Raw genomic sequence first — 24607 nt, forward strand, 5'->3', positions numbered from 1 at the left:
CTTGAACAGCGACGGACGACCCGACCGGGCGCCGTTGCGGGCAGGCGCAAGCGCTCTCCCGCCATCAGAACAATGACTGGAGACGACGATGCGCAATGCGATAACGCGAGGCGGAACCCGATCCGCCCCCGGGGCGGCCTCGACATCATGGAGGCGGACGGCAGCAGTGGCCTTGCTGGCCGGCGCGGCATGGGCCGCCGCGGGGCCGGCCTGCGCCGACGCCGCTTATCCTTCCAAGCCGGTCACCATCCTGGTGGGCTTTCCGCCCGGCACCGCGACCGACACGGTCGCGCGCATGCTGGGCGACCGCCTGGCGCAGCGCCTGGGCCAGCAGTTCATCGTCGAGAACAAGCCCGGTGCCGGCGGCTCCATCGCGGCCGGCCTGGGCGCGCGCGCCAAGCCCGACGGCTACACGCTGATGATTGGCGCGTCCGCGCCGCAGGCCATCAATCCGCACGTCTATCCCAACCTGAACTACGACGCGCGCAAGGACTTCGCGCCCATCGGCCTCCTGACCTGGCTGCCCTATCTGTTCGTCGTCAGCCCGGACAATCCGGCCAACAACCTGAAGGACTTCCTGGCGGCCGTGAAGGCCAAGCCCAACCAGTACACCTATGCGACGACCGGCGTGGGCACGACCAGCCATCTGGTGACCTCGGTGCTGCTGGCCAAGGCCGGCGCCAGCATGATCCACGTGCCCTACAAGGGCAGCAGCCAGGCGCAGACCGACATCGTCGGCGGCCGCACCTACGCCACCTTCGACACCATGGTGTCCTCGCTGGCGCTGGTGAAGGCGGGCCGCCTGAAGGCTATCGCCGTCAGCACGCCGGAACGCGTGGCCACCCTGCCGGACGTGCCCACCGTGGCCGAGCAAGGCTTTCCGGGTTTCGACATGGGCGCCTGGCTGGGCCTGATCGCGCCCGCGGGTATCCCGCCCGACATCCAGCAGAAGCTGGCGACCGAGGTCAACGCGGTGCTTGCGGATCCCGCCGTGCGCGACAAGCTAGCCGATCTGGGCGCCCAGGTCCGCACCACCGCCACGCCCGCCGAATTCGGCGCGCTGATGAAATCGGAATACGAATCGTGGGGCAAGGTGGTCCGCGATTTCAACGTCAAAGCCAGCGACTGAACCGGAGACTCGAACCATGCATACCGCCATGAGCCCCGCGGAACGCGACACCCGCATCCAGTTGGCCGCCTGCTACCGGCTGGTGTCCCACTTCGGCATGAGCGATCTCATCTACAACCACATCACGGCCAGGATTCCCGGGCCCGAGGACCATCTGCTGATCAATCCCTACGGCATGATGTACGACGAAATCACCGCCTCCAGCCTGGTGAAGATAGACCTGGACGGGAACGTCCTGAGCAACCAGACCGAGTACGGCATCAATGCGGCCGGCTACGTCATCCACAGCGCGGTGCACGGCGCGCGCCACGACGTGCAATGCGTCATCCATACGCACACGCGGGCCGGCATGGCGGTGTCGGCGCTGCAATGCGGCCTGCTGCCGCTGACCCAGACCGCCATGCGCTTTGCCAGGATCCCGTACCACGACTACGAAAGCGTGGCCCTGGACCTGGACGAACGCGCGCGCCTGGTGGCGGACCTGGGACAGTCCGAGGCGATGATCCTGCGCAACCACGGCCTGCTGGCGGCGGGGCCCAGCATCGCGCAGGCGTTCAACACGCTGTACTGGCTGGAAATGGCGTGCAAGGCGCAGGTGGATGCGCTGGCCGCCAACCGTGAACTGTGCCTGCCGCCGCCGGAAGTGATCGAGAAGACCTGGCACCTGTACCAGCCGGCCACGCGCCGGCCCTTCGGCGAACTGGAATGGCCGGCCATGCTGCGCCTGATGGACAGGAAGGACCCTGGCTACCGCGAATGAGCCGCCGGCTGGCCGCGCCCCAGAAGATCGACGCCTGCCGCGCTGTCGGCGCCTTCCGGCAGGATCGCGGCGAGGCTGGTCTTGACCTCCAGGAAGTACGGCGCGGTCGAGGCCAGCCCGCGCGCGACGGCCGCGGCCACCTGTTCCGGACGGGTGACGTGCTCGGTCTGCATGCCAAAGGCGCGCGCCATCATCGTGAAATCGGGGCTGGCCAGATTGGTGCCGGCATGGCGTCCCGGATAAGTGCGCGCCTGATGCAGGCGGATGGAGCCGTAGCAGTTGTTGTTGGAGACGATGAAGAACACCGGCAGGCCGCGTTCGGCCGCGGCCATCATTTCATTGCCGGTCATCATGAAGCCGCCGTCGCCGACCAGGCACACAACCTTGCTTTGCGGGTGGCGCAACTGCGCGGCGATCGCGGCCGGCGTGCCGTAGCCCATGGCGCCGGACTGCGAGGCCATCAGCCGTTGCGGATAGGCAAAGGGAAAGTGGCGGTACACCGGCGCGGCGAAGGTGCCCGCGTCCAGGCAGACCATCAGGTCCGCCGGCGCCTGTTCGGCCAGCGCCCGCACCACCGACACGAAGGGCACACCGTCGTCGGCTTTCGGATCGGGCCAGGCGGCGGCGCGCTCGCGGATCGCGCGCAGGGACGCCGCCCAGTCCTCGCGCCCGCCACGGCCAGCCGGCGGCAGCGCGGCCAGCGCCTGCGCCGTCGCCACCGGATCCGCGATGACGCCCACGTCCGCCGCAAAGTGCTGGTTCACGAAATGCGCGTCGGCATGGCAATGCACCAGCGTCTGCGACGGCCTGGGATAGGTCGGGAAGGTGTAGCCCTGCGTGGTGATGTCGCCCAGGCGCGTGCCCAGCGCCAGGATCAGGTCGCTGGAATCGAAGGCCGCCACCTGCGCGGGCTGCGTCGCCAGGTCCAGGTCGCCGGCGTACAGCGGATGCGTGTTGGGAAACAGGTCATGCTGGCGGAACGACACCGCCACCGGTATGCCATGGCGTTCCGCCAGCTGCCGCAGCGCCTCGCGGCCGCCCGGCGCGTTGAAGGCGCCCCCGGCGATGATCAGCGGCTTGCGGGCCGCGGCCAGCAAGGCCTGCAGGCGTTCCAGCGTCGCGGGCGCGGGCTGCGCCGGGCTGGCCGGCGCGGCCACCCAGTCCGGCTGCGGCACGCAGGCCTGCTGCACGTCTTCCGGCACCACCAGCACCACCGGCCCCGGCGTGCCGGAGGTCGCGACCCGCAGAGCCTTGAAGGCGGCCCAGGCCAGGTCCTGCGGCGTCGCCACCTCATGCACCCATTTGGCGATGGAACCGAACATCTTCTGGTAGTCGATCTCCTGGAAAGCTTCCTTGCGCAGGTCCTTGCAAGGCACCTGCCCGATCAGCAGGATCATCGGCACCCCATCCTGCTGGGCGGCGTGCACGCCGATGGCCGCGTTGGCCGCGCCCGGTCCGCGCGACACCATGGCCACGCCCGGCCGGCCCGTCAGCCGGCCGTCGGCGCCGGCCATGAAGGCCGCGCCGCCTTCATGGCGGCAGGTCACCACGTCGATGTCCGGAAAGTCATGCAGGGCATCGAGCACGCCCAGATAGCTTTCGCCGGGCACGAGAAAGACGCGGTCCAAGCCGTTGCCGGCGAAGATCCGCAGCAATGCGTGGGCGGACGTGGTCGGTGCGGATACAGGTGTCATGGATCGCCAGGCAGTTGATGCAACGGAGGCGGGCGCAATCGCGCGGGCCGGATTCGCCTGAATTCTAGGGTGGCTGGCGCGGTGCCATGTAGGCATACTCTGCCTATCAGATATACGCAAAACGCACACAAGGAGCGCCGGCCCGCGCGCAGGCCGCGATACCCCGAGATGGACCTACGCAAGATCGAAAACCTGATCCACGTCGCCGACTCCGGCAGCTTCTCCAAGGCCGCCTCGGTCCTGGGCATCGCGCAATCGGCGCTGGGCCGGCAGGTCAGGAAGCTTGAAGACGAGTGCGGCTGCGCCCTGCTCTACCGCAACGGCCGCGGCGTGTCGCTGACGCCCGAAGGCGAAAAGCTGCTGGAGCGCCTGCGTCCCTTGCTGACGCAAATGACGCGCGTCGTGACCGAGTTCCACGACGAGCAGAAATCGCCCTCGGGCCAGGTCACGCTGGGGCTCACCCCCACGCTGTCGCACATGGTCGGCATGCCCCTGGTCGCGGAAATCTGGAAACGCCACCCGCGCATCCAGCTCAACGTCATCACCGGCTATAGCGGCTATGTGCATGAATGGCTGGCCAACGCCCGGGTCGACATCGCGGTGCTGCACGACGCCCGGCGTTCGCAGCATGTGGTGGTCGACCCCCTGGCCGAACTCGACCTGGCGCTGGTGTCGCCGACGCAGAACCTGGCGCCCGCGGCGCGGGCCCAGTCCTGCATCGACTTCGGGCAGATCGGCAGCCTGCCGCTGGCCCTGCCGACCCGCAGCCATGGCTTGCGCCGCACGCTGGAGCATGCCGCCACCCAGGCGGACACGCCGCTGAACGTGGCCTTCGAAATGGACGCGCTGGAACTGATGAAGGAAATCGTGCTGGCCGGGCTGGCCCACACGGTGCTGGCGCTGCCCGCCGTGGTCGGCGAGCTGGCTTCCGGCCGCCTGGTCGCCCGCCGCATCGTCAACCCGGCCCTGTCCACCCGCTTGATGCTGGCCACCGCTTCCAGCCGTCCGCTGACCCAGGCGGTGAAGATCGTGCAGGACACCCTGCGCGAAGTACTGGCGGGCATGGTGCAGGCGGAGCCTTATCGCGCGTATATGCGGATGGCGGGCGCGGACGCGGCCACAGGCTGAAGGCGCGGGGCGTGCGATCAGGCATTCCGGTTTCCCAAATCCAACCGTCTTGCTGCATGTAGCGGATAACCAAGGGAAGAAGACCGCGCCTCAGGGGGGAGCAGTCAAGACCTTGCCGGTTTTTTGCCGGTATTGCTCTCTACCGCGGAACAGGCAGCGGTGGCGCGGGCGTCAGCGGTCCTGTGGGCACGCCGCGCTGCGCCGGCATGGGCGGCAGGCGGGACGGCGCCGGACTCATCCAGCCCGGCTGGCGGCTCGGCCCGCTGGAAGGCGGCGCGGGCGGGCCCGGCGGCCTGCCGGCGGTGGCGCAGCCCGTGCCCAGGCAGGGTTCCTGGCTGGCGCCAGGATTGACGAGCCTGGGGCATGACGCGCCTACGCAGGCATCCGGTATGACGCGGGCCGAAGGCGGGGGTTGCGGAACGGCGGGAGCCCCGCCCTGGGCGGCGGCTTGCCCCCAGCAGGCCGCCATCAGCGCGGCGGCGCCCAGTATCTTCATGGCTGCATGCCCTGCCCCGGAATGGCGGCCGTTCGCGGCCCGGGCCCGCGTCGCGCCGGGGCCTGAGCGGGCGCGGGATGGTTCCAGTGTGCCCCCGCGCCTGCCGGCCTGTCCAGGCGGGTCCGGCGTCAATCCAGCCGGATGTCCGCGCTTTTCACGACCGCGGCCCAGCGTGCGCGTTCGCTGTTGAAGAACTGAGTCAGTTCGGCCGGATTGCGGGTGACGATTTCCGCACCCTGTTCGTTCAACTGCGCCTTCACGTCCGGCTGGTTGACGATCCGCGCCATCAGTTCCGACAGGCGCATGGCGACGGGATCGGTCGTCGTCACGGGCGCCATCACCCCCTGCCACGTGCCCGACTCGAAACCGGCCACGCCCTGCTCGGAGATGGTCGGAATGTCCAGCACCAGCTGCATGCGTTCGCGCTTGGAGATCGCGATCGGCCGCAGCTTGCCGGCCTTGATGTGGGGCAGCGTGGCCAGCAGGCCGTTCATGATGACCTGGGTCTGTCCGCCTATGGTGTCCGTGACGGCCTGCGAACCGCCCTTATAGGGCACGTATTCCCACTTCGCGCCCGTGGCCTGTTGCACGGCGACGGCGGCCAGGTGTGGTGCGCTGCCGATGGCTGTCACGGCGAAGTTCAGGCGCTGCTGCTTGGACAAGGCCACCAGCTCGGGCACCGTCCTGGCCGGCACGTCCGGATGCACCGCCAGCACATGCGGCGAATAGGCCAGCATGCCGACCGCGCGCAGGTCGGTGGAAGGATCGAAGGAAAGCTTGGTGTAGACGGACGGGCTGATCGCCAGCGCCCCCACGTCGCACAGCAACACCGTGTGGCCTTCCTGCGCCGCCTGCACCACCAGGCCAGCGCCCAGGTTGCCGTTGGCGCCGGGCTTGTTCTCGACCACCACGGTCTGTTTCAAGGCGTCGGCCAGACGCGGCGCCAGGATGCGCGCGATGATGTCCGACGAGCCGCCGGGCGGGTAAGGCACGATGATGCGGACCGGGCGCGTGGGCCAGTCGCCTGACTGCGCCCATGCCGGCAGCCATGGCGACAGGCAAAGCGCCGCGGCGCCGCCCAGGAACTGTCTCTTGCTCGGATTCATGGAGTCTCCTCTGGAGTATCTGGCGGGCGGCCGCCGGCGTCGGCGCGCTGCGGCAACCTCTTGAGGATGCCTGCTCTCACCCGCGGCCTTGATCTCGTCTGCTTTTTTGAGGAAGTCATCGTACAACTATAAAAATATTCTTGGAAAGCATAATTTTTGCGCATCGGGTATGCACCTATTACCCCATAGTTGCAAGGTAATTTCGTCTTGAGTAGGCCTATTCCATGTTGTACGATGACTTACCCATAAATCTGGCTGCCGGCAGACTCCGCGTTCGATGGCGCCCTCTACGGATCAACGCAACATGACCACCCCGCAGGAACTCAAGCAGATCGTTTCGGAAGGCTTGCTGTCTTTTCCCGTCACCGATTTCGACAGTAACGGCGACTTCAACGCCAGAAGCTACGCGCAGCGCCTGGAGTGGCTGGCGCCCTATGGCGCAACCGCCCTGTTCGCGGCCGGCGGCACGGGCGAGTTCTTCTCGCTGGCGCCCGAGGAGTATTCGGACGTCATCCGCACCGCGGTGCAGACCTGCGCCGGCAAGGTGCCCATCCTGGCCGGCGCGGGCGGCCCCACCCGCACGGCCATCGCCTACGCCCGCGAGGCCGAGAGGCTGGGCGCCAAGGGCATATTGCTGCTGCCGCATTACCTCACCGAAGCCTCGCAGCAAGGCATCGCCGCGCACGTCGAGCAGGTGTGCAAGTCCGTGGATATCGGCGTCATCGTCTACAACCGCGCGCAGTCGCGCCTGTCTGCCGACAGCCTGGCGCAACTGGCCGAGCGCTGCCCCAACCTGGTGGGCTTCAAGGACGGCGTGGGCGACATCGAAGCCATGGTGCGCATCCGCCGCAAGCTGGGCGACCGCTTTTCCTACCTGGGCGGCCTGCCCACCGCCGAGGTCTATGCCGCCGCCTACCGCGCGCTGGGCGTGCCGGTGTATTCGTCGGCCGTGTTCAACTTCGTGCCGCGCACGGCGATGACGTTCTACCGCGCCATTGCCGCGGGCGACCACGACACCGTCAACCGGCTGCTGGACGAGTTCTTCCTGCCCTACCTGGACATCCGCAACCGCGTGCCGGGGTATGCGGTCAGCATCGTCAAGGCCGGCGCCAAGCTGGTCGGGCACGACGCCGGGCCGGTGCGCGCGCCCCTGACGGATCTGCGGCCCGACGAGCTGGAAATGCTGGATGCGTTGATCCGCAAGCTCGGGCCGCAGTAGGCCTGCGCAGCCCGCCCTGTGGGCGGGCTGCGGCATAGGTCCCGCACACACTGCCGGCCTTCTGGGCGGGCGGCGGCATAGATTCCACACAGCCGGTCCGGACCAGGCTGCGATGGTATATATAGACCCGTCCATCCACACCAGGGAGCCGCCGATGGCGAGTCGACGCAGCCTCGCGTTTCTGCTTTGCATGCTTGCCGCACCCGCGGGCGCGGACGTCATCTACGACAACCATGGCCTGGTGGTCGACACCGCCGCCGGCAGCCGCAACGACTGGAACACCGGCCAGCGCCAGACCACCCGCGCCACCACCATCACCTATCAAGGCCAGCCCTTGTGCGGCAAGGATGTCGGCCCCCTGCTCTATCCCGGCGGTCAAAGCATCGAGGCCCGCGCCTTTTTCTGCGCGTCCACGGCCAAGGCGCTGGAAACGGATGCCGTGCTGGCCTACTTCACCAGTTCCAGCGCCGACACCGTGCTGGCGCACCTGCGCGTCGCCAATGGCGCGCTGCGCGTGGAGCGCCTGGCCCTGTCCGCCAAGCCCGACCGCGACCGCATTTCGACCACTCGATTCGAAGACGCCCGTCTGCCAGGCTGGACGCGGGTCTACACGTCCTGGAACGAGACCGTGATGATCCGCCACGCGCCGCTGGCCGCCCTGAACCTGGGCCCGGGCAAGCTGCTGGACGTGGCGGACGGCGTGGCCTACCTGGCCGTCCCTCCCGGCCGCGACGTGGTCGAGATCGAGCCCACCAAGCGCGTCAAGGACGCCGACGGCTACCTGCAGATCGTGCCCGCCATCACCAAGTTCGTGGACACGCCGCTGGCCTTCCGCGCGGTGCGCATGAGCGACGGCCGCGAGCTGGCGCGCCTGGATTTCAAGGACCGCTGCGTGCAGCTACCGGCCATTCAGTTCGACCGGCCGGACGCGCTGTCCAAGTCCTCGGCCACGCCCGACGTGGCCTTCGACGACGTGCCGGCCTGGCGCGCCGCCACCGTGCAGCTGACGCAGGACCGCGCCGCGCTGCGCCTGCAGCCCGGCGTGGCCCTGCCACGCAAGCCCAACTGCGCGCCGGGCTGAAGTCAGGCTGAAGTCTCGCCGGCTGGAACCCGGCGCGCGCTCAGATCAGGAACTGGCGGTAGGCCTCGTTGCCGGTTTCCTCGCTATGCGAGTAGCCCAGCTGCCGCAGGAACGCGTCCAGCGCGGCGCTGTCGGCCAGCGGCGCCTGGATGCCGACCAGGGCCGAGCTGAATTCCGTGCCCTGGTTGCGGTAATGGAACAGGCTGATGTTCCAGTTGGGCGCCATTTCCGACAGGAATTTCATCAGCGCGCCGGGACGCTCGGGGAACTCGAAGCGGAACAGGCGCTCGCCCGCGGCCAGCGGCGAACGTCCGCCCACCATGTAGCGGATGTGCTGCTTGGATACTTCGTTGTTGCTCAGGTCGCCGACCGAGAAGCCCTGCTCCTGCAAGGCCGTCATGATTTCCGCCGCGTCGCCGCGCCGCGAAATCTGCATGCTGACGAAGATGTGGGCGGTGCGGGCATCGGCGATGCGGTAATTGAATTCGGTCACGCTGCGCTGGCCGATCACGCTGCAAAAGCGGCGGAAACTACCGCGTTCCTCAGGCACCGTCACAGCGAAGACCGCCTCGCGGGCCTCGCCGACCTCGGCACGGTCCGCCACGAAGCGCAGGCGATCGAAGTTCATGTTCGCGCCCGAGGTCACCGCCACCATGGGCCGTCCCTGCACGCCGTCGCGCTCGACGTACTTCTTCAGTCCGGCCACCGCCAGCGCGCCCGCCGGTTCCAGCACGCTGCGGGTATCCAGGAACACGTCCTTGATCGCCGCGCAGACCGCGTCCGTGTCCACCAGGATGATCTCGTCCAGGTATTCGCGGCACAGACGGAAGGTTTCCTCGCCCACCAGCTTGACGGCCGTGCCGTCCGAAAACAGGCCCACCTCCGGCAGATTGACGCGCTCACCCACCTGCATGGACAGGGACATGGCGCAGGAATCCTCGGTCTGCACGCCGATGACCTTGACGCCGGGGTCCACCGCCTTGATGTAGGTCGCGATCCCCGCCGCCAGCCCGCCGCCGCCGATCGGCACGAACACCGCGTGCAGCGGACCGGCATGCTGGCGCAGGATCTCCATGCCCACCGTGCCCTGGCCCGCGATCACATAGGGATCGTCGAAGGCGGGGATGAAGGTCAGGTCCTGCGCACGCGCCAGGTTCTGCGCATGGGCAAAGGCATCGCTGTACGAATCGCCCGCCTGCACCACCGTGACGGTCGGCCCGCCATGCGCCTTCACGGCATCCACCTTGACCTGCGGGGTGGTCTGCGGCACCACGATGATGGCGCGCACCCCCATCTTGGCGGCCGAGATCGCCACGCCCTGGGCGTGGTTGCCGGCCGACGCGGTGATCACGCCCCGGTCCAGCGCCGCCTGCGGCGTGTTGCGCATTTTGTTGTAAGCGCCGCGCACCTTGAATGAAAACACCGGCTGGTTGTCTTCGCGCTTGAAGAACACCGGGTTGCCCAGCCTGGCCGACAGGCCGCGGGCGGGATCCAGCTCGGTTTCGCGGGCGATGTCGTAGATCCGGGCGGTCAGGATCTGCCTCAGGTATTCCATCGGCGAGGCCTTACCGTCCTGGAAGGCGGCGGTCTGCGGCTGCGCTTGCGTGACTTGCGTGGCTTGCGTGGCTTGCGGGGTGTGGTGCATCTGGCTCTCTGCTTCGGTGTGCTTGCCCGGCAGAGGCGGCCACAAAAAACCCGCCTCGTGGGGCGGGTGGCTGTGACTGTTGCGGTCGCGCGCTAACCCACCATTCCAGGAATGATGGTAATAATCAGCGAAATGCGGACGGCGCGGAAATTCATGGGGACGTACTTTCCTCCTTGTGCAGAGCTTTGTCAAACGGCGAATAGGCCGCGAAACGCCTTCTTTAATATGTCCCCGTTTAATTTGGCGCCATTATGGTTATATCCCGGCCCAATCCGCGGGTTTTTGCTGCGCAGCAGGCGTAGCCCGGTATTACAATGGAAGGTTCGTGGCAGTCGCACTTCCCCAGGCGGCCCAGGATCCTGCCGGCAACGCCGGCGCGGACGCCCAGGCCGGCCATAAAAATAGGGGCAGGCGCCGGCCATGTTGGGCAGACGCTTACCGACCATTTCCTCCGGGCGCGTCCGCTTAGCCGCCCGCCTCGTCATTTGCTCAGACCCTGGACGGCAAAGCGAACGCGTCCAGTCCCGGTCGCGCGCCTGCCCATACGAACCCACTCTCCGACAACATCTACCGGCCTCGCGCCGCATAGCATGTTCGGGTTTGCGCCTAGCGCCTGCCGAACAGATTCAAGGATCATGTCTCTTACTCCGAAGATTATCTATACCCTCACCGATGAAGCTCCGGCGCTTGCAACCCGTTCGCTGCTGCCCATCGTCCAGGCTTTCGCCAAGCCCGCAGGCATCACGGTCGAGACCCGCGACATCTCGCTGGCAGGCCGCATCATCTCGGTCTTCCCCGACTACCTCGAAGACAGCCAGAAGCTGGGCGACGCGCTGTCGGAACTCGGCGCCCTCGCCGTCCAGCCCGAAGCCAACATCATCAAGCTGCCCAACATCAGCGCCTCGATGCCCCAGCTGAAGGCTGCCATCAAGGAACTGCAGGACCAAGGCTACAAGCTGCCCGACTACCCGGACGCCCCCGCCAACGACACCGAACGCGACGTCAAGGCGCGCTACGACAAGGTCAAGGGCAGCGCCGTGAACCCGGTCCTGCGCGAAGGCAACTCCGACCGCCGCGCCCCGCTGTCGGTCAAGAACTACGCCCGCAAGCACCCGCACAAGATGGGCGCCTGGTCGGCTGACTCCAAGTCGCACGTGGCTCACATGAGCGAAGGCGATTTCTACGGCACCGAAAAATCGGCGCTGATCGCCGAAGCCGGCGACGTCAAGATCGAACTGACCGCCGCCGACGGCTCCAAGACCGTCCTGAAGGAAAAGACCCCGGTCAAGGCCGGCGAAATCATCGACGCCGCCGTGATGTCGGCCGCCAAGCTGAAGTCCTTCCTGCAAGCGCAGATCGACGACGCCCGCGCCACCGGCGTGCTGTTCTCGGTGCACCTGAAGGCCACGATGATGAAGGTCTCCGACCCAGTCATCTTCGGCCTGGTCGTGTCCGTGTTCTACAAGGACGTGCTGGCCAAGCACGCCGACGTGCTCAAGCAGGCCGGCTTCGATCCCAACAACGGCATCGGCGACCTGTACGCCAAGATCCAGTCCCTGCCCGCCGACAAGCAGGCCGAGATCACCGCCGACATCGATGCAGCCTACAAGACCCTGCCGCAGCTGGCCATGGTGAATTCCGACCGCGGCATCACCAACCTGCACGTGCCCAGCGACGTCATCGTCGACGCGTCCATGCCCGCCATGATCCGCGACTCCGGCAAGATGTGGAACGCGGAAGGCAATCTGCAGGACACCAAGGCCGTGATCCCCGACCGCAGCTACGCCGGCGTCTACCAGGCCGTGATCGAAGACTGCAAGCGCAACGGCGCCTTCAATCCGGTCACGATGGGCAGCGTGCCCAACGTCGGCCTGATGGCCCAGGCCGCCGAGGAATACGGTTCGCACAACAAGACCTTCGTCATTCCCGCAGCCGGCACCGTGCGCGTCACCGACGCCTCGGGCAAGGTCCTGCTGGAACAGGCCGTCGAAGCCGGCGACCTCTGGCGCATGTGCCAGACCAAGGACGCCGCGGTGCAGGATTGGGTCAAGCTGGCCGTGGCCCGCGCCCGCGCCACCAGCACGCCCGCCGTGTTCTGGCTGGACGAGAACCGCGCCCACGACGCCCAGATCATCGCCAAGGTCAAGCAGTACCTGCAGGACCACGACACCAGCGGTCTGGACCTGCGCATCCTGAGCCCGGTCGAAGCCACCAAGTTCTCGCTCAAGCGCATCCGCGAAGGCCTGGACACCATCTCGGTGACCGGCAACGTGCTGCGCGACTACCTGACCGACCTGTTCCCCATCATGGAACTGGGCACCAGCGCCAAGATGCTGTCCATCGTGCCGCTGGTGGCCGGCGGCGGCCTGTTTGAAACCGGCGCCGGCGGCTCCGCGCCCAAGCACGTGCAGCAGTTCCTGGAAGAAGGCTTCCTGCGCTGGGACTCGCTGGGCGAGTTCATGGCCCTGGCCGCTTCGCTGGAGCATCTGGGCCGCAGCTACGGCAACGCCCGCGCCCAAGTGCTGGCCAAGACCCTGGACCTGGCCACCGCCAAGTTCCTGGACGAGAACAAGTCGCCCGAGCGCAAGGTCGGCGGCCTGGACAACCGCGGCAGCCACTACTACCTGGCCCTGTACTGGGCCCAGGCCGTGGCCGCGCAGACCGACGACCGCGAACTGGCTACCCTGTTCGCCGCCCCGGCCCGCGCGCTGGCTGACGGCGAGGACAAGATCCTGGCCGAACTGAAGGCTGCCCAGGGCAAGCCCGTCGACATCGGCGGCTACTACCAGCCCAACGAAGCCCTCGCCAGCCAGGCCATGCGCCCGAGCGCCACGCTGAACCAGGCCCTGGCCTCGATCGGCTAAGCGCCTGCGCCGCGCAGCGCCGCGGCAAATGAAAAGGCCGGCAGCCTCAGGGCTGCCGGCCTTTTTTTTCGCCTGCGCGCCGGCTAGCGCTGCGCCTCGCGGTGCCGCAACTGGCGCACCTGCAAATATTGCAGCACGACGGGGATCAGCGACAGGCCGATGATGATGACCGACACCCAATGCAGGTTCGCCCGCACCCACGGGATCGAACCCAGCCAGTAGCCGGCCAGCAGCATGCTCGAACACCACAGTACGCCGCCGATCACGTTATAGGCATAGAACGTACGGCGCGGCATCTGCGACAGGCCGGCGACGAACGGCACCAGGGTCCGCACGATGGGCACGAAGCGCGCCACGGTAATCGTCATTGCGCCGTAGCGGGCGAAGTATGCGCGGGCGCGCTCCATGTGCTCGGGCTTGACCCATCGGCTGTGCGCAAGCCGCTGGCCCCATGAGGAAGACCCGATGGTGTAGTTCAGCGCGTCGCCCGCGATGGCGGCGGCGACGATGGCGGCCAGCGAGATGGCCGGATCGATGCCCGCCAGCCCCAGGAACGCGCCGGCGGCGAACAGCAGCGAGTCGCCCGGCAGGAACGGCATCACCACCAGGCCCGTCTCCACGAAGATGACCGCGGCGATGATGGCGGTGCCCAGCACCCAGTTCTGCGCCAGCACGGCCATCAGGCCCTGCTCGCTGGTCAGCCAGGAAAACACTTCAGTAATGCTCATGATCGGATCTTGGAATCTGGTTTGCTTGCGTCATGCCGGGAGCGAACGCGGTTCGGCCCCGGCATGGACTCAGGGTTTGGCCGCGGCCGGCGCGGCAGGCAGGCCGGCGCACGCGCGTTGGCGGAACGCCGCATCGACATCGATGCGCCACATCACCCGCTTCTCTATCGTCAGCCGCGGCGCAACGCCATGCAGCACCGGATAGCGGTCTCCGTCTTCCTTCTGGCCCCACAGCCAGAAGCGCGCTCCGTCGCCGGCCTCGCACATGCGCACGCGCATGTCTTCCGCGCTGATCAGCACGCGCTTGCCCACGACGGGATCGAACTGGGCCGCGTCGTACAGTTCCTTGCGCCAGTTGTCGCGCTTGGGAATTTCGGGATTCTGCCAGTCGTCGACGATCCAGGCGGGTTCGCGGGCCTGGGTATAGAAACCCAGGTCGAAGGGCAAGGTATGCAGCGCCATGTGGATGTCCTGCGGCTGCATTTCCTGGCGCAGCTCCTTGGCCACCGGGCCGGCGCTGCCACGAGGATTGGTCGCCGCGACAATGACCGCGGTCAGGCACAGCACCGCCGAAACTCCGACGGCGATCCAGGCGCCCCGCCGTTTGCCGGCCGCCCAAGCGGGTGCGACCCGCTCGCTGACGAGCAAAGCCAGCGCCGGGAACACCGGCAGCACATAGCCGATCAGCTTGGAATGCGGGATCGAGAAGAACACGATCACGACCGCCATCCAGATGGCCGCCAGACGCCGCAGGCCTTGCGGGTCGGCCTCGCGCCAGAACGAGGGCTTGAAGATCGCCGCGCCCCAGATCGACCAGGGCAAGGCCAGCCCGGCCACGATGGGCAGGTAGAACCAGAACGGCTGCGCGTTGTTGAAGCCGCCCTGCGAGAAGCGCTCGAACTGCTGGTAGACGAAGAAATACTGGTTGAAGCCGGGATAACGCAGCTCCATCAGCCAGAACCACGGCACCGCCACCACCGCGAAGGCCAGCAGGGCCGGCACCCACAGCAAGGCGCGCACGCCCGGCCAGTCGCGGCGCAGCACCAGCCAGGCCAGCACGATGGCGCCCGGCAGCGCCAGTCCGATCAAGCCCTTGGCCAACACCGCCAGCGCGGCCAGCACGCCCGTGGCCACCGACATGGCGCGGAACGGCCGTCCCGCGGCGCGGCGCAAGGCGGTGTCGGCCGCGGCCAGCACGCACAGCGTGATCATGCTGGCCACCAGCATGTCCATATTGGCGAACTGAGCCGCGCCGAAGAACAGCGGCATCAGGCCCAGGATCACCACGGCCCAGCGCGCCTGCGCCGCATTGCGGTAGCGCGCCATGAAGGCGTAGAGCGCGGCGCCCGCGCTCCAGGCGCCCAGCAGCGACGGCAAGCGCGCGCTGAATTCATGCACGCCGAACAGCGCATAGCTGATCTGGGCCAGCCAGTAGTAAAGCGGCGGCTTGTGGAAGTACGGCATGCCGTCAAGCAGGGGCACCATGGGCGAGCCGCTGCGCAGCATCTCCCAGGCCACCCCGGCATAACGGCCTTCATCGGGCAGGGTCAGCCAGCGGGCCCAGGCCAGCGCGCCAAACCACAAGGCCAGGCACAACAGCACCAGCCAGCCCGGCCACGCCTCGCGGCGCGCCTGCTGATTCACGGAAGCAGCCATGGAAACGCTCATGCCTGGCGCTCCTGGATCGCGCGCGCCCCAAGGCTGCGCAGAGGGGCAGCAAGGCGATGCTGCGGTACGACAAAACTAGGCTCAAACGGCATGAGAGTCCGGAAAAAGGTTCAGGAAAATGCAAGATTCAGCGCAGTATGACCAAATGCGCGTCAAGCTCTCATGAAATTTGTGAAGAAAAGACGGTATTTTTTAAACGCCCCCGGGCCGATCCGGGGGAGTAAGACGCCTTTTCCCTGGGCCTCAGGCCGGCAGCAGCCTGTCCAGCCTGAGCCGCCCGCGCTCGTCCGTGAGACGGCGCATGGCGCCGTAGGCCGCCGCGATCGCCGCCATGCCGCTGGCGCCGCACAGCAAAAACATCAGCAGGATCTGATACTTGGCCGCCTCGATCGGGTCCATGCCGGCGATGATCTGCCCGGTCATGATGCCCGGCAGCGTGATGATGCCGGCCGCCGACATCTGGTTGATGCTGGGCACGATGCCGCGCCTCACGGATTCGCGCAGCAGGGACGAAAACGCCTCGCGCACGGTCCCGCCCAGCGCCAGCCGGGCTTCGATCGCCAGCTTCTCGCGGCGCGCGCCCGACAGCACGCCGTCCAGCGCCAGGCTGGCGGCATTGAGCACGCTGCCCAGCACGATGCCGATCAGCGCGATGGTGTAGCGCGGGTCGTACCAAGGCTCCGGACGCAGCGCCGTGTTCAGGATGAACAGCACTGTGATGACGGTCGTCCCCGCCACCGCCATCGCGCCGACCCAGCCATTTCCGCGGCCCGTCAGCCTGGCCCGGGGGCGCGCGGCCACTTCGCGCGCCGCCAGCGCCATCATCACCGCCACCACCAGCGCCGTCAGCCAGGGCGCGGCGTGCGCGAATACGATGCGCAGGATGTGGCCCACCAGCAGCAGCTGCACCACGGTGCGCACCGCCGCCCACAGCACCTGGCGCTGCAGGTTGAGCCGCAAGGCGAAGGAGATGCCCGCGCTGAGCAGCACCAGCAAGGAGGCAATGGCCAGATCCGTGGCCTGCAGTTTGATCACGTCCATAGCGGCTCCAGCCTGCCCTGCTCCATGCGCCAGGAACGGCGCGCCAGCCGCTCGGCCTGCGCCGGGCTGTGCGTCACCATCAGCACCGCCGCGCCGCCGTCCAGGTAGCGCCGCAATTCCGCTTCGACCTTGTCGGTGGCCGCCTGGTCCAGCGCGGCGGTGGGCTCGTCCAGCAGCAGCGCGCGCGGCTCCAGCGCCAGCGCCCGCACCAGCCCGAGCCGCTGGCGTTCGCCGGTGGACAGTTCATGCACCTGCGCGTCCAGCTTGTCGCGCGACAGGCCCAGGCGCTCCATGATGGCCGCGGCCTTGGCCAGGTCCGCGAAATGCGGCGCTACCAGATCGTCCCACCAGCCGGCCTCGGCCTGGCAATACATGACTTGGCGGCGCCAGGCGTAACCGCGCATGCCCGAGCGCGGCCGGCCGTCGAGTTCGGCCTCGCCATGTCCCGGGTCCAGGTCGGCGACCTGGCGCAACAACAGGGATTTGCCCGAGCCCGAAGGCCCCATGATGGCCGCGCATTCGCCGGCGGCCAGGTCCAGGCTCACGGGCGACAGACGCTCGCTATATATTCCGCGCAGCCTGAGCAAGGGCTGCGGGTCGGATGTGGTGTTCGGCATGGGTAGAGATATTAGACCGGCATTTGCCGCATTTTCATGCTGTGCCGGACGAAAGCGCCCCCGGACCGTGTCGGGACGCGATCCATCGCCATCGCCTCAATGAGAATATCTGCTATTCTCATCTGAGCCCAACCGCCTCCCCAGCCTGACGTCCCGAGGCCAAGCCCGCAGCGCGAGTGACGCCTTTGAACCCGCCCCTCCCCACCGTCCGATTCTCCGTCGCCGATTTCGACCGCCTGGGCCGGCACACCGGGTTCCGCTACCGCTTGCCTGCATTCGGCGCCGCCGACGGCAATCTGGAAACCGTCTGCATTGCCGAGGGTCAAGTCGAAGAGCACGCGATACGTCCCGGCCTGACACTTGTCATGTCCGACGTCCTGGTGCGGCATCACTACGAATCGACTTCCGTCATGACGCCGCGCTTCTCGGCCATCGTCATGCTGCAGGGACAGGCGCAGGCCCGCGTCGGACGCCATGACGACATGCCGCTGGTCGCCGGAAGCGGCTTCAGCGCCGCATATGGCGATACCGCCGCCATGACCGGCATCCACCACGCGGGCCAGCGGCTGCGCAGCGTCAATCTGTCGCTGTCCGAACCGGACGACGCTGCCGATGATCCGATCAGCGACCGGATCCGCCGGGCGCTGCGCGCGCCGGGCGTCCGGCTGCGCCGCTGGCAGGTCCAGCCGCATCTGGTGCAGGCGATCGAACACCTGCTGCAATGCCGATGGGACGATCCGCTGCGATCGATGCTGCGCGAAGGTGTCGCCGCCCAGCTGCTGGCGCATGCGCTGGCGGCGCCGGAGCAGCGGGAGCCCGAAGTCGGAACGGTGTCGCAGCGCGACCGCCAGTTGCTGGAGCGGGTGCGCGAACGGCTGCACAGCGCGCCGGGCGAAGAGCACACCCTGGACGCGCTGGCGAAACTGGCCTGCATGAGTCCCAGCACCCTGCGCGCGAAATTCCGCGCCGCCTATCAATGCTCCGTCTTCGGCTGGCTGCGCGAACGCCGGCTGGAGCTCGCCCGCGAGCAGTTGGCGCGCGGCTGCAGCGTGCAGCAGGCGGCCCATGACGCGGGCTACCGGCATGCCACCAACTTCGCCACCGCGTTCCGCGAACGCTACGGCGTCGCGCCCAGCGAACTGAACTGACCGCGGGCTCCGCTGAGGTTCCCACCTCCGGCTTTCGGCGGCGTCCCGCATACGCATTGCATCCTCCGGCATACGTTCAAGTCTCCGCAAAAATCAATAATTCTCATTACCAGATTTTTCAGCCGGAGCTTGTCTTCATGTCGTCCGTTCTTCCCCCGCCCCGTGCGCTGCCGCGCCGGGCGAACCCGCTCACCCTGGCCGTCCAGGCAGCACTGCTGTGCTCTGCCCTGGCTCACCACGCCGCCAGCGCCCAATCCGCCGCCGGCGCCTCCGCCAGCTCCGAAGAGGCAGCCGAACTCCCCGCCGTAACGGTCAGCGGGACCGGCATTCCTGGCACCACCGAAGGCACGCATGCCTACAACACCGAGGCCATGAGCACCGCGACGGGCCTGACGCTGTCGCCGAAGGAAACGCCGCAATCGGTCAGCGTGGTCACGCGCCAGCAGATCGAGGACCAGGGGCTGCAGGACACCGGCTCCATTCTGGCCAGCGCGCCCGGCATCTCCGTCACGCGCAGCGACAGCAACCGCCTGTCGTTCTCGGCGCGCGGCTTCGCCATCGACAATTTCCAGTTCGACGGCCTGAACGCGCCCATCCTGAGCCAATGGAACTACGGCTCCACCGACATGGACGCCGCCATCTACGACCGGGTGGAAATCGTGCGCGGCGCCACCGGCTTGATGACCGGTTCGGGCAACCCATCCGCTGCGGTCAACTTCATCCGCAAGAAGCCGCTGCGGGAATTCGCGCTGTCCGGCAGCGCCAGCGCCGGCAGCTGGGACAATGTGCGCGGCGACGTGGACCTGTCCGTGCCGTTGACCGAAAACGGCCGCATCCGTTCGCGCGTCGTGGCCGCCTACAGCCAGGGCGACGACTACGTCACCTTCCTGGACTCCCGCAAGCGCACGCTGTACGGCGTCATCAGCGCGGACCTCACGCCCGACACGCTGCTCACCGCCGGCGTGGAATATCTGCGCAACCAAAGCCATGGCTTCGGCAGCGGCTTTCCGCTGTTCTACTCGGACGGCTCGCGCACCAGCTTCAACCGTTCCGTGGCCAACAACACGCCCTGGGCGCGCATCGATACGGAATCGACCACGACCTTCGTCGACCTGAGCCATCGCTTCGCCAATGACTGGAAGGTGCGCGCCGCCTACAGCCACAACGACGGCGAATACCGCATGAAGCAGCTCTACCGCGGCGGCTATCCGGACCGCGTGACGGGCGCCGGGATGAGCAGCAGCTTCAACAATTACGACGGCGACCGCAAGCGCGACGACATCAACCTGACGTTGTCCGGACCGTTCCAGCTGTTCGGCCGCAAGCACGAACTGGCCCTGGGCTGGATGAGCGTGGACGACCACAGCGACATCGGTCAGTACCTCCAGACGGGCGCCAAGCCCGCCATCGGCAGCTTCTTCGACTGGCGCCAGGACCATATCGCCGAACCCGCGTGGTCCAGCCGCAAGACGCCCGCCGACGACATGCGCGTCAAGCAGACCGGCACCTATGCCGTGGGCCGCTTCTCGTTGGCCGATCCGCTGCACCTGATCGTGGGCGGACGCTGGAGCAACTGGGAGACGAACCAGACCTACTTCGGCAGCAAGCGCCAATACAAGATCAACGACCAGTTCACGCCCTACGCCGGCCTGATCTACGACATCGACAAGACCTACACCGCCTACGCCAGCTACACCGAGATCTTCCAGCCGCAGAATGCGCGCACGCCCAGCGGCTCCATCCTGCCGCCCATCGACGGCAAGAGCTACGAGATCGGCCTGAAGGCGTCCTACCTGGACGGCCTGCTCGACGCCGCCGTGTCGCTGTACCAGACCCGCCAGAACAACCTGGCGCAGGCCATTCCCGGCGAGTCGGTCATCGGCCTGCCCGGCACGCAGGCCTACCGCGCCGCGTCGGGCGCCAAGGTCGAAGGCTTCGAGCTGGAAACCACCGGGCAGATCATGCCCAACTGGAACATCGCGGCCAGCTACACCCACTTCACCGCCAAGGACGCCGACGGCAAGCCTATCAACACCAGCCATCCGCGCAGCCTGTTCAAGCTCTACACCACCTACCGCCTGCCCGGCGACCTGAACCGGCTGACGGTGGGCGGCGGCATGGACTGGCAAAGCCGCATGTACCAGTCCGCCGCCAGCCCGCGCGGCAATGTCGACGTGGAGCAAGGCAGCTACATGCTGGTGAACCTGATGGCGCGCTACGAGTTCAGCAAGCAGCTCTCGGCCACCGTCAACGTCAACAACCTGTTCGACAAGAAGTACTACGACCAGATCGGCTTCTTCAGCCAGGGCTGGTGGGGGGCGCCCCGCAACGTTATGCTGACGCTCCGCGCGCAGTACTGACCAGGGAGCGCCATTCGGCCCGCCTGCCGTGGAGCCCGGCAGCGCCCGGGCGCCGCGACCCGCGCGCTATTCTTTCAGGAGTATCGATGGAAGTCTCCCTGGGTGGAAGAATGGGCGGCCCCGAGGCCGGAGTCGCCTGGCTCGCCGGCATCGTCCAGCTTCGACCGAAGCTGAAGTCCGCGCTGGCGGACCTGTCCGTCGACGGCCTGCGAACCATCGATGTCGAATTGTGGATCGGCGGCAGCATCACCGACTACGGACCGGACGGCTTTTCTTCCACCGCCAAGTACTACGCGAAGAAGGAGTCCTTGCTGCTTGCCATCTCCGTGCCCCAGGCGGTGGCGGCGGCCGCCACGCAAGAGCGCCCGGACCAGGCCTTGCGGGGCTGGCTGGCCGACGGCTTCAATTCCGCCAAGCTCCCGCGCAGCGCCCAGAAGCTGCCCTTTGCCCTCATTGCGCAGACCGTCCAATCCGCCCTGGACATCACCCGGCAGTGACGGAAACCGCCTGGAAATGAAAAAGCCCGCCGAAGCGGGCTTTTTGCTGCAACGCCAGCGTGTCAGAGCATGTGCGCCAGGAACTCGCGGCTGCGGGCCTCTTGCGGCGCGCGGAAGAAGTCCGCCGAGGGCGCTTCCTCGATGATGCGGCCTTCGTCCATGAAGATGACCCGGTGCGCCACTTCGCGCGCAAAGCCCATTTCATGGGTCACGACCAGCATGGTCATGCGCTCGTCGGCCAGCTGCTTCATGGTGCGCAGGACTTCGCCGGTCAGCTCGGGATCCAGCGCCGAGGTCGGCTCGTCGAACAGCATGATGTCCGGCTCCATGGCCAGCGCGCGGGCGATCGCCACGCGCTGCTTCTGGCCGCCGGACAGGCGCGTCGGATAGTTGTCGCGCTTGTTCAGCAGGCCGACCTTGCGCAGCAGTTCTTCCGCCTTGGGAATGATCTGGGCGCGCGACATGCCCTTGACGATGATGGGCGCCTCGATGATGTTCTGCAGCACGGTCATGTGCGGGAACAGGTTGAACGACTGAAACACCATGCCCATCTTGCGGCAGATGCGGCGCACATCGGCGTCGCTGGCGTACTGGCGGTGGCCGCCGGGCACCGCCCGGACCATCGCTTCGCCTTCGACCTCGATGCTGCCTTCGTCTATGGTTTCAAGGTGGTTCAGGCAGCGCAGGAAGGTGCTCTTGCCCGAGCCCGACGGCCCGATCACCGCCACCACCTCGCCCTGGCCCAGGCTGAGCGACACCCGGTCCAGCACGCGGTTGGAGCCGAACGACTTGGTGATGTCGCGGGCCTCGATCATGACGGGACGCCCGGACGGGGAATTACTGGTCATATTTGGCATAGCGCTTTTCCAGGTGCTGGAAGAACCACGTCAGGACCAGCGTCATGATGAGATAGAAGGCGGCCGCGACCAGGAACGGCGTGGTCGTGAAATCGCGCTGCACGATGCCGCGCGCCGTGCGCAGGATGTCGTTGAGCGCCAGCACGTAGATGAGCGAGGTGTCCTTGACCAGCGTGATGGTCTCGTTGCTCATGGGCGGCAACACCCGCTGCACCATCTGCGGCAGCACGATGCGGCGCAGGGTCTGCAGGTAGGTCATGCCCAGGACCTTGCTGCCCTCGTACTGGCCGCGGTCCACCGACTGGATGCCGGCGCGGAAGATCTCCGCGAAATAAGCCGCGTAGTTCAGCGCGAAAGCCACCACGGCGGCGGGAAAATCGGGCAACCGCACCCCGATGACGGGCACGAACGGCAGCGCGAAGTAGATGAACAGCATCTGCAGCATCAGCGGCGTGCCGCGCATGAGCCAGATGTAGCCATTGACCAGGCTGCTGGCCAGCCGCCATTTCGAGATCCGCACCAGCGCCAGCGCCAACCCCAGGGGGACCGCCAGCGCCAGCGTGATGAAAAACAGCGTCAAGGTGACTTTCGCGCCTTGCGCCAATGGTCCCAATAGGGAGAGTACGTAGTCCATGCAGTGGGTTCGCGCCGTCAGGGCCTGAGGCAGGCGCCAGGGCAAGATCGTTTCATGAGTCAGCCCGCCTGGCGCCTGGGCGCTGCGGCGGGCTGAGGATTACAGGGCCAGGCGCCCGGGCTGGATGGCCACGGGCGTCCCCTGCTGCTTACTTGATGATGTTGGCGCCGAACCACTGGGTGGCGATGCGGCCGGCGGTGCCGTCCTGCTTCATCGAATCCAGGGTCTGGTTCAGCTTGCCCAGCAGTTCGGTGTCGTCCTTGCGCACGCCGACGCCGTAGTCTTCCGTGCCGAAGTTCTCGTCCAGCACGCGGTATTCGCCGGCGCGCTTGCTGATCAGGTAGCGGCCCACCACTTCGTCCACCACGATGGCGTCCAGGCGGCCGGCAGCCAGGTCCATCAGCGCGGTGACGTTGTCGCCGAACTTCTTGACTTCCTTGATCTGGGCCGCGACCGGGTCTTTGGCGATGGCGTCGGTGGCGCTGCTGCCGTCCTGGGCGCCCACGACCTTGCCGGCCAGGTCGGCCTTGACCTTCACGGGCGACTCGGTGCCCACGATGATGATCTGGTGGTTGGCCATGTAGGGCGAGGTGAAGCTGATGTTCTTCTTGCGCTCTTCGGTGATGGTCAGGCCGTTCCACAGCACGTCGACGCGCTTGCCGTTGAGTTCGGCTTCCTTGGCGCTCCAGTCGATGGGCTTGAATTCGACTTCCAGGCCCAGGCGCTTGCTGGCTTCCTTGGCCATGTCGACGTCAAAGCCGACGATCTGGTTGTTCGAATCGCGAAAACCCATGGGCGGGAAGTTGTCGTCCAGGCCGACCACGACCTTCTTGGAGGCGGCGGGCGCCTGCGCGCCGGCGGTCGGTTTGTCGCTGGGGCCGCAGGCAGTGAGCAGCGCGGTAGCGGACACGAGGAGTACAGCTGTCAGTTTTTTCATAGTTATGGATGCGCCAGGCGCAAGAATGAAGAATGCCGGATTGGCCAGACAAAAAGCCGCGAGCCGGTATTTTAGCGTCCCTGCCGATACCGGGCATTGGCCCCTCCCGGAGCGCGCTATTGGGCCGGGTGAAAACGCTCCAGCAGGCGCAGGAACAGCTCCACCGCGCGGGAACCGGGCCGCGAGACCTCGGTAATCGCGCAGATCGTGTTCTCGTACATGGGCCCGCCCGGCAGGCGGGTCAGGGCGTACCGCCGCGACACCGAATCGGCGTAGTGGGCAGGCAGCAGGCCCACGCAGTAGCCCGACGAGACCAGCATGGCGATGGCCTCCAGGCCGGAAGCCTCCGGCCCCCGGGCGAAGCCGTAGGCGCCCAGCGCGTCGTGCACGAAGGGATGGGAGCGGTATGCCAGCGGCAGGTCGCGCGCGCGGCGCACGCTGCCGCGCGCCACGAAGATCTGGTGACGTTCGATGAACAGGCGCTGGTAGTTGAAGCCGCTCTCCCGCCGGTACATGCCGCGGATGGCGATCTGGACCCGTCTTTCCCGCAGCGCCTGGTCCAGGTCGTTGAAGGTCATGACGGTGAGCTCCACCTTGACGTCGGGCGCTTCTTCCCGCAGGGCCGTCAGCGCCTCGGGGATGCGGCAATCGGCGTCGGTGATGACATGCTCGACCATGCCGATGGACAAGGTCCCCGACAGCACGCCCCGCACCGCGTCGATTTCGGGACGGATGCGTTCCAGCGATTTCAGGGCGTCTCGCGCCAGCTCCAGCGCGACCTTGCCCGCCTGGGTCAGCTCGAAACCCGAAGGACCGCGGTCGCACAGGCGCACGCCCAGGGTTTCCTCGACCTCGCGCACATGGCGGCTGATGGACGCCTTGGACATATGCAGCTGCTTTTCCGCCGCGGCAAAGCCGTTGGCCTGGGCCACGGCGCAGAAAATGCGCAGCGAGCGCAGGTCGCGTTCGGTGAACTCGGGACGGGACATGGAGGCTGC

21 protein-coding genes are annotated in these 24607 nt (G+C 67.2%); 9 read left to right on the top strand and 12 right to left on the bottom strand.

The window, feature by feature from the left end; translation table 11 throughout:
• The first annotated feature begins 166 nt into the window (after positions 1–166).
• Together HWY37_RS15465 and HWY37_RS15470 are read left to right on the top strand one after the other, a co-directional pair.
• Positions 167–1129: a Bug family tripartite tricarboxylate transporter substrate binding protein gene (locus HWY37_RS15465; protein ID WP_176088990.1), complete on the top strand. Its 963-nt coding sequence runs from the start codon at positions 167–169 to the stop codon at positions 1127–1129.
• Positions 1130–1145: 16 nt separating this feature from the next.
• The gene (locus tag HWY37_RS15470; protein WP_176088991.1) at positions 1146–1889 is read left to right on the top strand and encodes a class II aldolase/adducin family protein; all 744 of its coding nucleotides are present in this window, start codon (positions 1146–1148) and stop codon (positions 1887–1889) included.
• Here the strand turns inward: HWY37_RS15470 and HWY37_RS15475 are convergent.
• Positions 1877–3583 (bottom strand): thiamine pyrophosphate-dependent enzyme, encoded by a 1707-nt coding sequence (locus tag HWY37_RS15475; protein ID WP_176088992.1) that lies wholly within the window; start codon positions 3581–3583, stop codon positions 1877–1879. The genes HWY37_RS15470 and HWY37_RS15475 overlap by 13 nt on opposite strands.
• A 168-nt stretch (positions 3584–3751) precedes the next feature.
• Here HWY37_RS15475 and HWY37_RS15480 point away from each other — a divergent pair, with 168 nt between their 5' ends.
• The gene (locus tag HWY37_RS15480) at positions 3752–4711 is read left to right on the top strand and encodes a LysR family transcriptional regulator (RefSeq protein ID WP_176088993.1); all 960 of its coding nucleotides are present in this window, start codon (positions 3752–3754) and stop codon (positions 4709–4711) included.
• Positions 4712–4850: 139 nt separating this feature from the next.
• Here the strand turns inward: HWY37_RS15480 and HWY37_RS15485 are convergent, their stop codons facing one another.
• Positions 4851–5207, bottom strand: a complete 357-nt coding sequence (locus tag HWY37_RS15485; protein ID WP_176088994.1) for a hypothetical protein — start codon at positions 5205–5207, stop codon at positions 4851–4853.
• A gap of 128 nt (positions 5208–5335) precedes the next feature.
• The gene (locus HWY37_RS15490) at positions 5336–6313 is read right to left on the bottom strand and encodes a Bug family tripartite tricarboxylate transporter substrate binding protein (protein ID WP_176088995.1); all 978 of its coding nucleotides are present in this window, start codon (positions 6311–6313) and stop codon (positions 5336–5338) included.
• 304 nt (positions 6314–6617) lie between these two features.
• Between HWY37_RS15490 and kdgD the strand changes: the two genes are divergently transcribed.
• Together kdgD and HWY37_RS15500 are read left to right on the top strand one after the other, a co-directional pair.
• Positions 6618–7532 (top strand): 5-dehydro-4-deoxyglucarate dehydratase, encoded by a 915-nt coding sequence (kdgD, locus tag HWY37_RS15495; protein ID WP_176088996.1) that lies wholly within the window; start codon positions 6618–6620, stop codon positions 7530–7532.
• Positions 7533–7722: 190 nt separating this feature from the next.
• On the top strand, positions 7723–8613 hold the full coding sequence (locus HWY37_RS15500; RefSeq protein ID WP_246302315.1) for a hypothetical protein: 891 nt from the start codon (positions 7723–7725) through the stop codon (positions 8611–8613).
• Positions 8614–8653: 40 nt separating this feature from the next.
• Here HWY37_RS15500 and ilvA read toward each other — a convergent pair whose 3' ends face one another.
• Positions 8654–10168 carry a threonine ammonia-lyase, biosynthetic gene (gene ilvA, locus HWY37_RS15505; protein WP_246302332.1) on the bottom strand — a complete coding sequence of 505 codons (1515 nt, stop codon included), beginning with the start codon at positions 10166–10168 and terminating at the stop codon, positions 8654–8656.
• Positions 10169–10893: 725 nt separating this feature from the next.
• Between ilvA and HWY37_RS15510 the strand changes: the two genes are divergently transcribed.
• Complete coding sequence (locus HWY37_RS15510; RefSeq protein ID WP_176088999.1) at positions 10894–13122, top strand: NADP-dependent isocitrate dehydrogenase; 2229 nt, start codon at positions 10894–10896, stop codon at positions 13120–13122.
• 83 nt (positions 13123–13205) lie between these two features.
• On the opposite strand, the gene HWY37_RS15515 is transcribed toward HWY37_RS15510, so the two are convergent.
• From HWY37_RS15515 to HWY37_RS15530, 4 genes are all read right to left on the bottom strand, one after another.
• Entirely contained in the window at positions 13206–13850 is a 645-nt protein-coding gene (locus tag HWY37_RS15515) for a VTT domain-containing protein (protein ID WP_175206439.1), read from the bottom strand.
• A gap of 69 nt (positions 13851–13919) precedes the next feature.
• Positions 13920–15518, bottom strand: coding sequence for an ArnT family glycosyltransferase (locus HWY37_RS15520; protein WP_176089000.1), 1599 nt, complete (start codon positions 15516–15518; stop codon positions 13920–13922).
• A gap of 243 nt (positions 15519–15761) precedes the next feature.
• A complete protein-coding gene (locus HWY37_RS15525; protein ID WP_175206437.1) occupies positions 15762–16559 on the bottom strand; it encodes an ABC transporter permease in 798 nt (265 codons plus the stop codon).
• On the bottom strand, positions 16550–17176 hold the full coding sequence (locus HWY37_RS15530; RefSeq protein WP_176089001.1) for an ABC transporter ATP-binding protein: 627 nt from the start codon (positions 17174–17176) through the stop codon (positions 16550–16552). The genes HWY37_RS15525 and HWY37_RS15530 overlap by 10 nt, the downstream gene beginning before the upstream one ends.
• 176 nt (positions 17177–17352) lie before the next feature.
• Between HWY37_RS15530 and HWY37_RS15535 the strand changes: the two genes are divergently transcribed.
• From HWY37_RS15535 to HWY37_RS15545, 3 genes are all read left to right on the top strand, one after another.
• Positions 17353–18324, top strand: a complete 972-nt coding sequence (locus HWY37_RS15535) for a helix-turn-helix transcriptional regulator (RefSeq protein WP_420872179.1) — start codon at positions 17353–17355, stop codon at positions 18322–18324.
• 137 nt (positions 18325–18461) lie between these two features.
• On the top strand, positions 18462–20684 hold the full coding sequence (gene fauA, locus HWY37_RS15540) for a TonB-dependent alcaligin siderophore receptor FauA (RefSeq protein WP_175206434.1): 2223 nt from the start codon (positions 18462–18464) through the stop codon (positions 20682–20684).
• A gap of 86 nt (positions 20685–20770) precedes the next feature.
• Complete coding sequence (locus HWY37_RS15545) at positions 20771–21181, top strand: hypothetical protein (protein WP_175206433.1); 411 nt, start codon at positions 20771–20773, stop codon at positions 21179–21181.
• 62 nt (positions 21182–21243) lie between these two features.
• Here the strand turns inward: HWY37_RS15545 and HWY37_RS15550 are convergent, their stop codons facing one another.
• The 4 genes from HWY37_RS15550 to HWY37_RS15565 all read right to left on the bottom strand — a co-directional run bounded on the left by HWY37_RS15550 (position 21244) and on the right by HWY37_RS15565 (position 24598).
• The gene (locus HWY37_RS15550; RefSeq protein ID WP_175206543.1) at positions 21244–21996 is read right to left on the bottom strand and encodes an amino acid ABC transporter ATP-binding protein; all 753 of its coding nucleotides are present in this window, start codon (positions 21994–21996) and stop codon (positions 21244–21246) included.
• Between the two features lie 22 nt (positions 21997–22018).
• Complete coding sequence (locus HWY37_RS15555) at positions 22019–22672, bottom strand: amino acid ABC transporter permease (protein WP_175206432.1); 654 nt, start codon at positions 22670–22672, stop codon at positions 22019–22021.
• A gap of 148 nt (positions 22673–22820) precedes the next feature.
• Positions 22821–23609 (bottom strand): amino acid ABC transporter substrate-binding protein, encoded by a 789-nt coding sequence (locus tag HWY37_RS15560; RefSeq protein WP_175206431.1) that lies wholly within the window; start codon positions 23607–23609, stop codon positions 22821–22823.
• Between the two features lie 116 nt (positions 23610–23725).
• Positions 23726–24598, bottom strand: coding sequence for a LysR family transcriptional regulator (locus HWY37_RS15565; protein ID WP_175206430.1), 873 nt, complete (start codon positions 24596–24598; stop codon positions 23726–23728).
• Positions 24599–24607: the final 9 nt, after the last annotated feature.

The sequence above is a fragment of the Achromobacter anxifer genome (assembly GCF_903652925.1).
GTDB classification, from domain to species: domain Bacteria; phylum Pseudomonadota; class Gammaproteobacteria; order Burkholderiales; family Burkholderiaceae_B; genus Achromobacter; species Achromobacter anxifer.

Coding starts and splice junctions, on each gene's coding strand:
- HWY37_RS15500 (WP_246302315.1), top strand. CDS start 7,723: ATGCTTGCCGCACCCGCGGGCGCGGACGTCATCTACGACAACCATGGC.
- HWY37_RS15480 (WP_176088993.1), top strand. CDS start 3,752: ATGGACCTACGCAAGATCGAAAACCTGATCCACGTCGCCGACTCCGGC.
- HWY37_RS15530 (WP_176089001.1), bottom strand. CDS start 17,176: ATGCCGAACACCACATCCGACCCGCAGCCCTTGCTCAGGCTGCGCGGA.
- HWY37_RS15515 (WP_175206439.1), bottom strand. CDS start 13,850: ATGAGCATTACTGAAGTGTTTTCCTGGCTGACCAGCGAGCAGGGCCTG.
- HWY37_RS15520 (WP_176089000.1), bottom strand. CDS start 15,518: ATGAGCGTTTCCATGGCTGCTTCCGTGAATCAGCAGGCGCGCCGCGAG.
- HWY37_RS15475 (WP_176088992.1), bottom strand. CDS start 3,583: ATGACACCTGTATCCGCACCGACCACGTCCGCCCACGCATTGCTGCGG.
- HWY37_RS15485 (WP_176088994.1), bottom strand. CDS start 5,207: ATGAAGATACTGGGCGCCGCCGCGCTGATGGCGGCCTGCTGGGGGCAA.
- HWY37_RS15565 (WP_175206430.1), bottom strand. CDS start 24,598: ATGTCCCGTCCCGAGTTCACCGAACGCGACCTGCGCTCGCTGCGCATT.
- HWY37_RS15490 (WP_176088995.1), bottom strand. CDS start 6,313: ATGAATCCGAGCAAGAGACAGTTCCTGGGCGGCGCCGCGGCGCTTTGC.
- HWY37_RS15545 (WP_175206433.1), top strand. CDS start 20,771: ATGGAAGTCTCCCTGGGTGGAAGAATGGGCGGCCCCGAGGCCGGAGTC.
- HWY37_RS15510 (WP_176088999.1), top strand. CDS start 10,894: ATGTCTCTTACTCCGAAGATTATCTATACCCTCACCGATGAAGCTCCG.
- fauA (WP_175206434.1), top strand. CDS start 18,462: ATGTCGTCCGTTCTTCCCCCGCCCCGTGCGCTGCCGCGCCGGGCGAAC.
- HWY37_RS15555 (WP_175206432.1), bottom strand. CDS start 22,672: ATGGACTACGTACTCTCCCTATTGGGACCATTGGCGCAAGGCGCGAAA.
- HWY37_RS15470 (WP_176088991.1), top strand. CDS start 1,146: ATGCATACCGCCATGAGCCCCGCGGAACGCGACACCCGCATCCAGTTG.
- HWY37_RS15550 (WP_175206543.1), bottom strand. CDS start 21,996: ATGATCGAGGCCCGCGACATCACCAAGTCGTTCGGCTCCAACCGCGTG.
- HWY37_RS15560 (WP_175206431.1), bottom strand. CDS start 23,609: ATGAAAAAACTGACAGCTGTACTCCTCGTGTCCGCTACCGCGCTGCTC.
- HWY37_RS15525 (WP_175206437.1), bottom strand. CDS start 16,559: ATGGACGTGATCAAACTGCAGGCCACGGATCTGGCCATTGCCTCCTTG.
- ilvA (WP_246302332.1), bottom strand. CDS start 10,168: ATGGAATACCTGAGGCAGATCCTGACCGCCCGGATCTACGACATCGCC.
- kdgD (WP_176088996.1), top strand. CDS start 6,618: ATGACCACCCCGCAGGAACTCAAGCAGATCGTTTCGGAAGGCTTGCTG.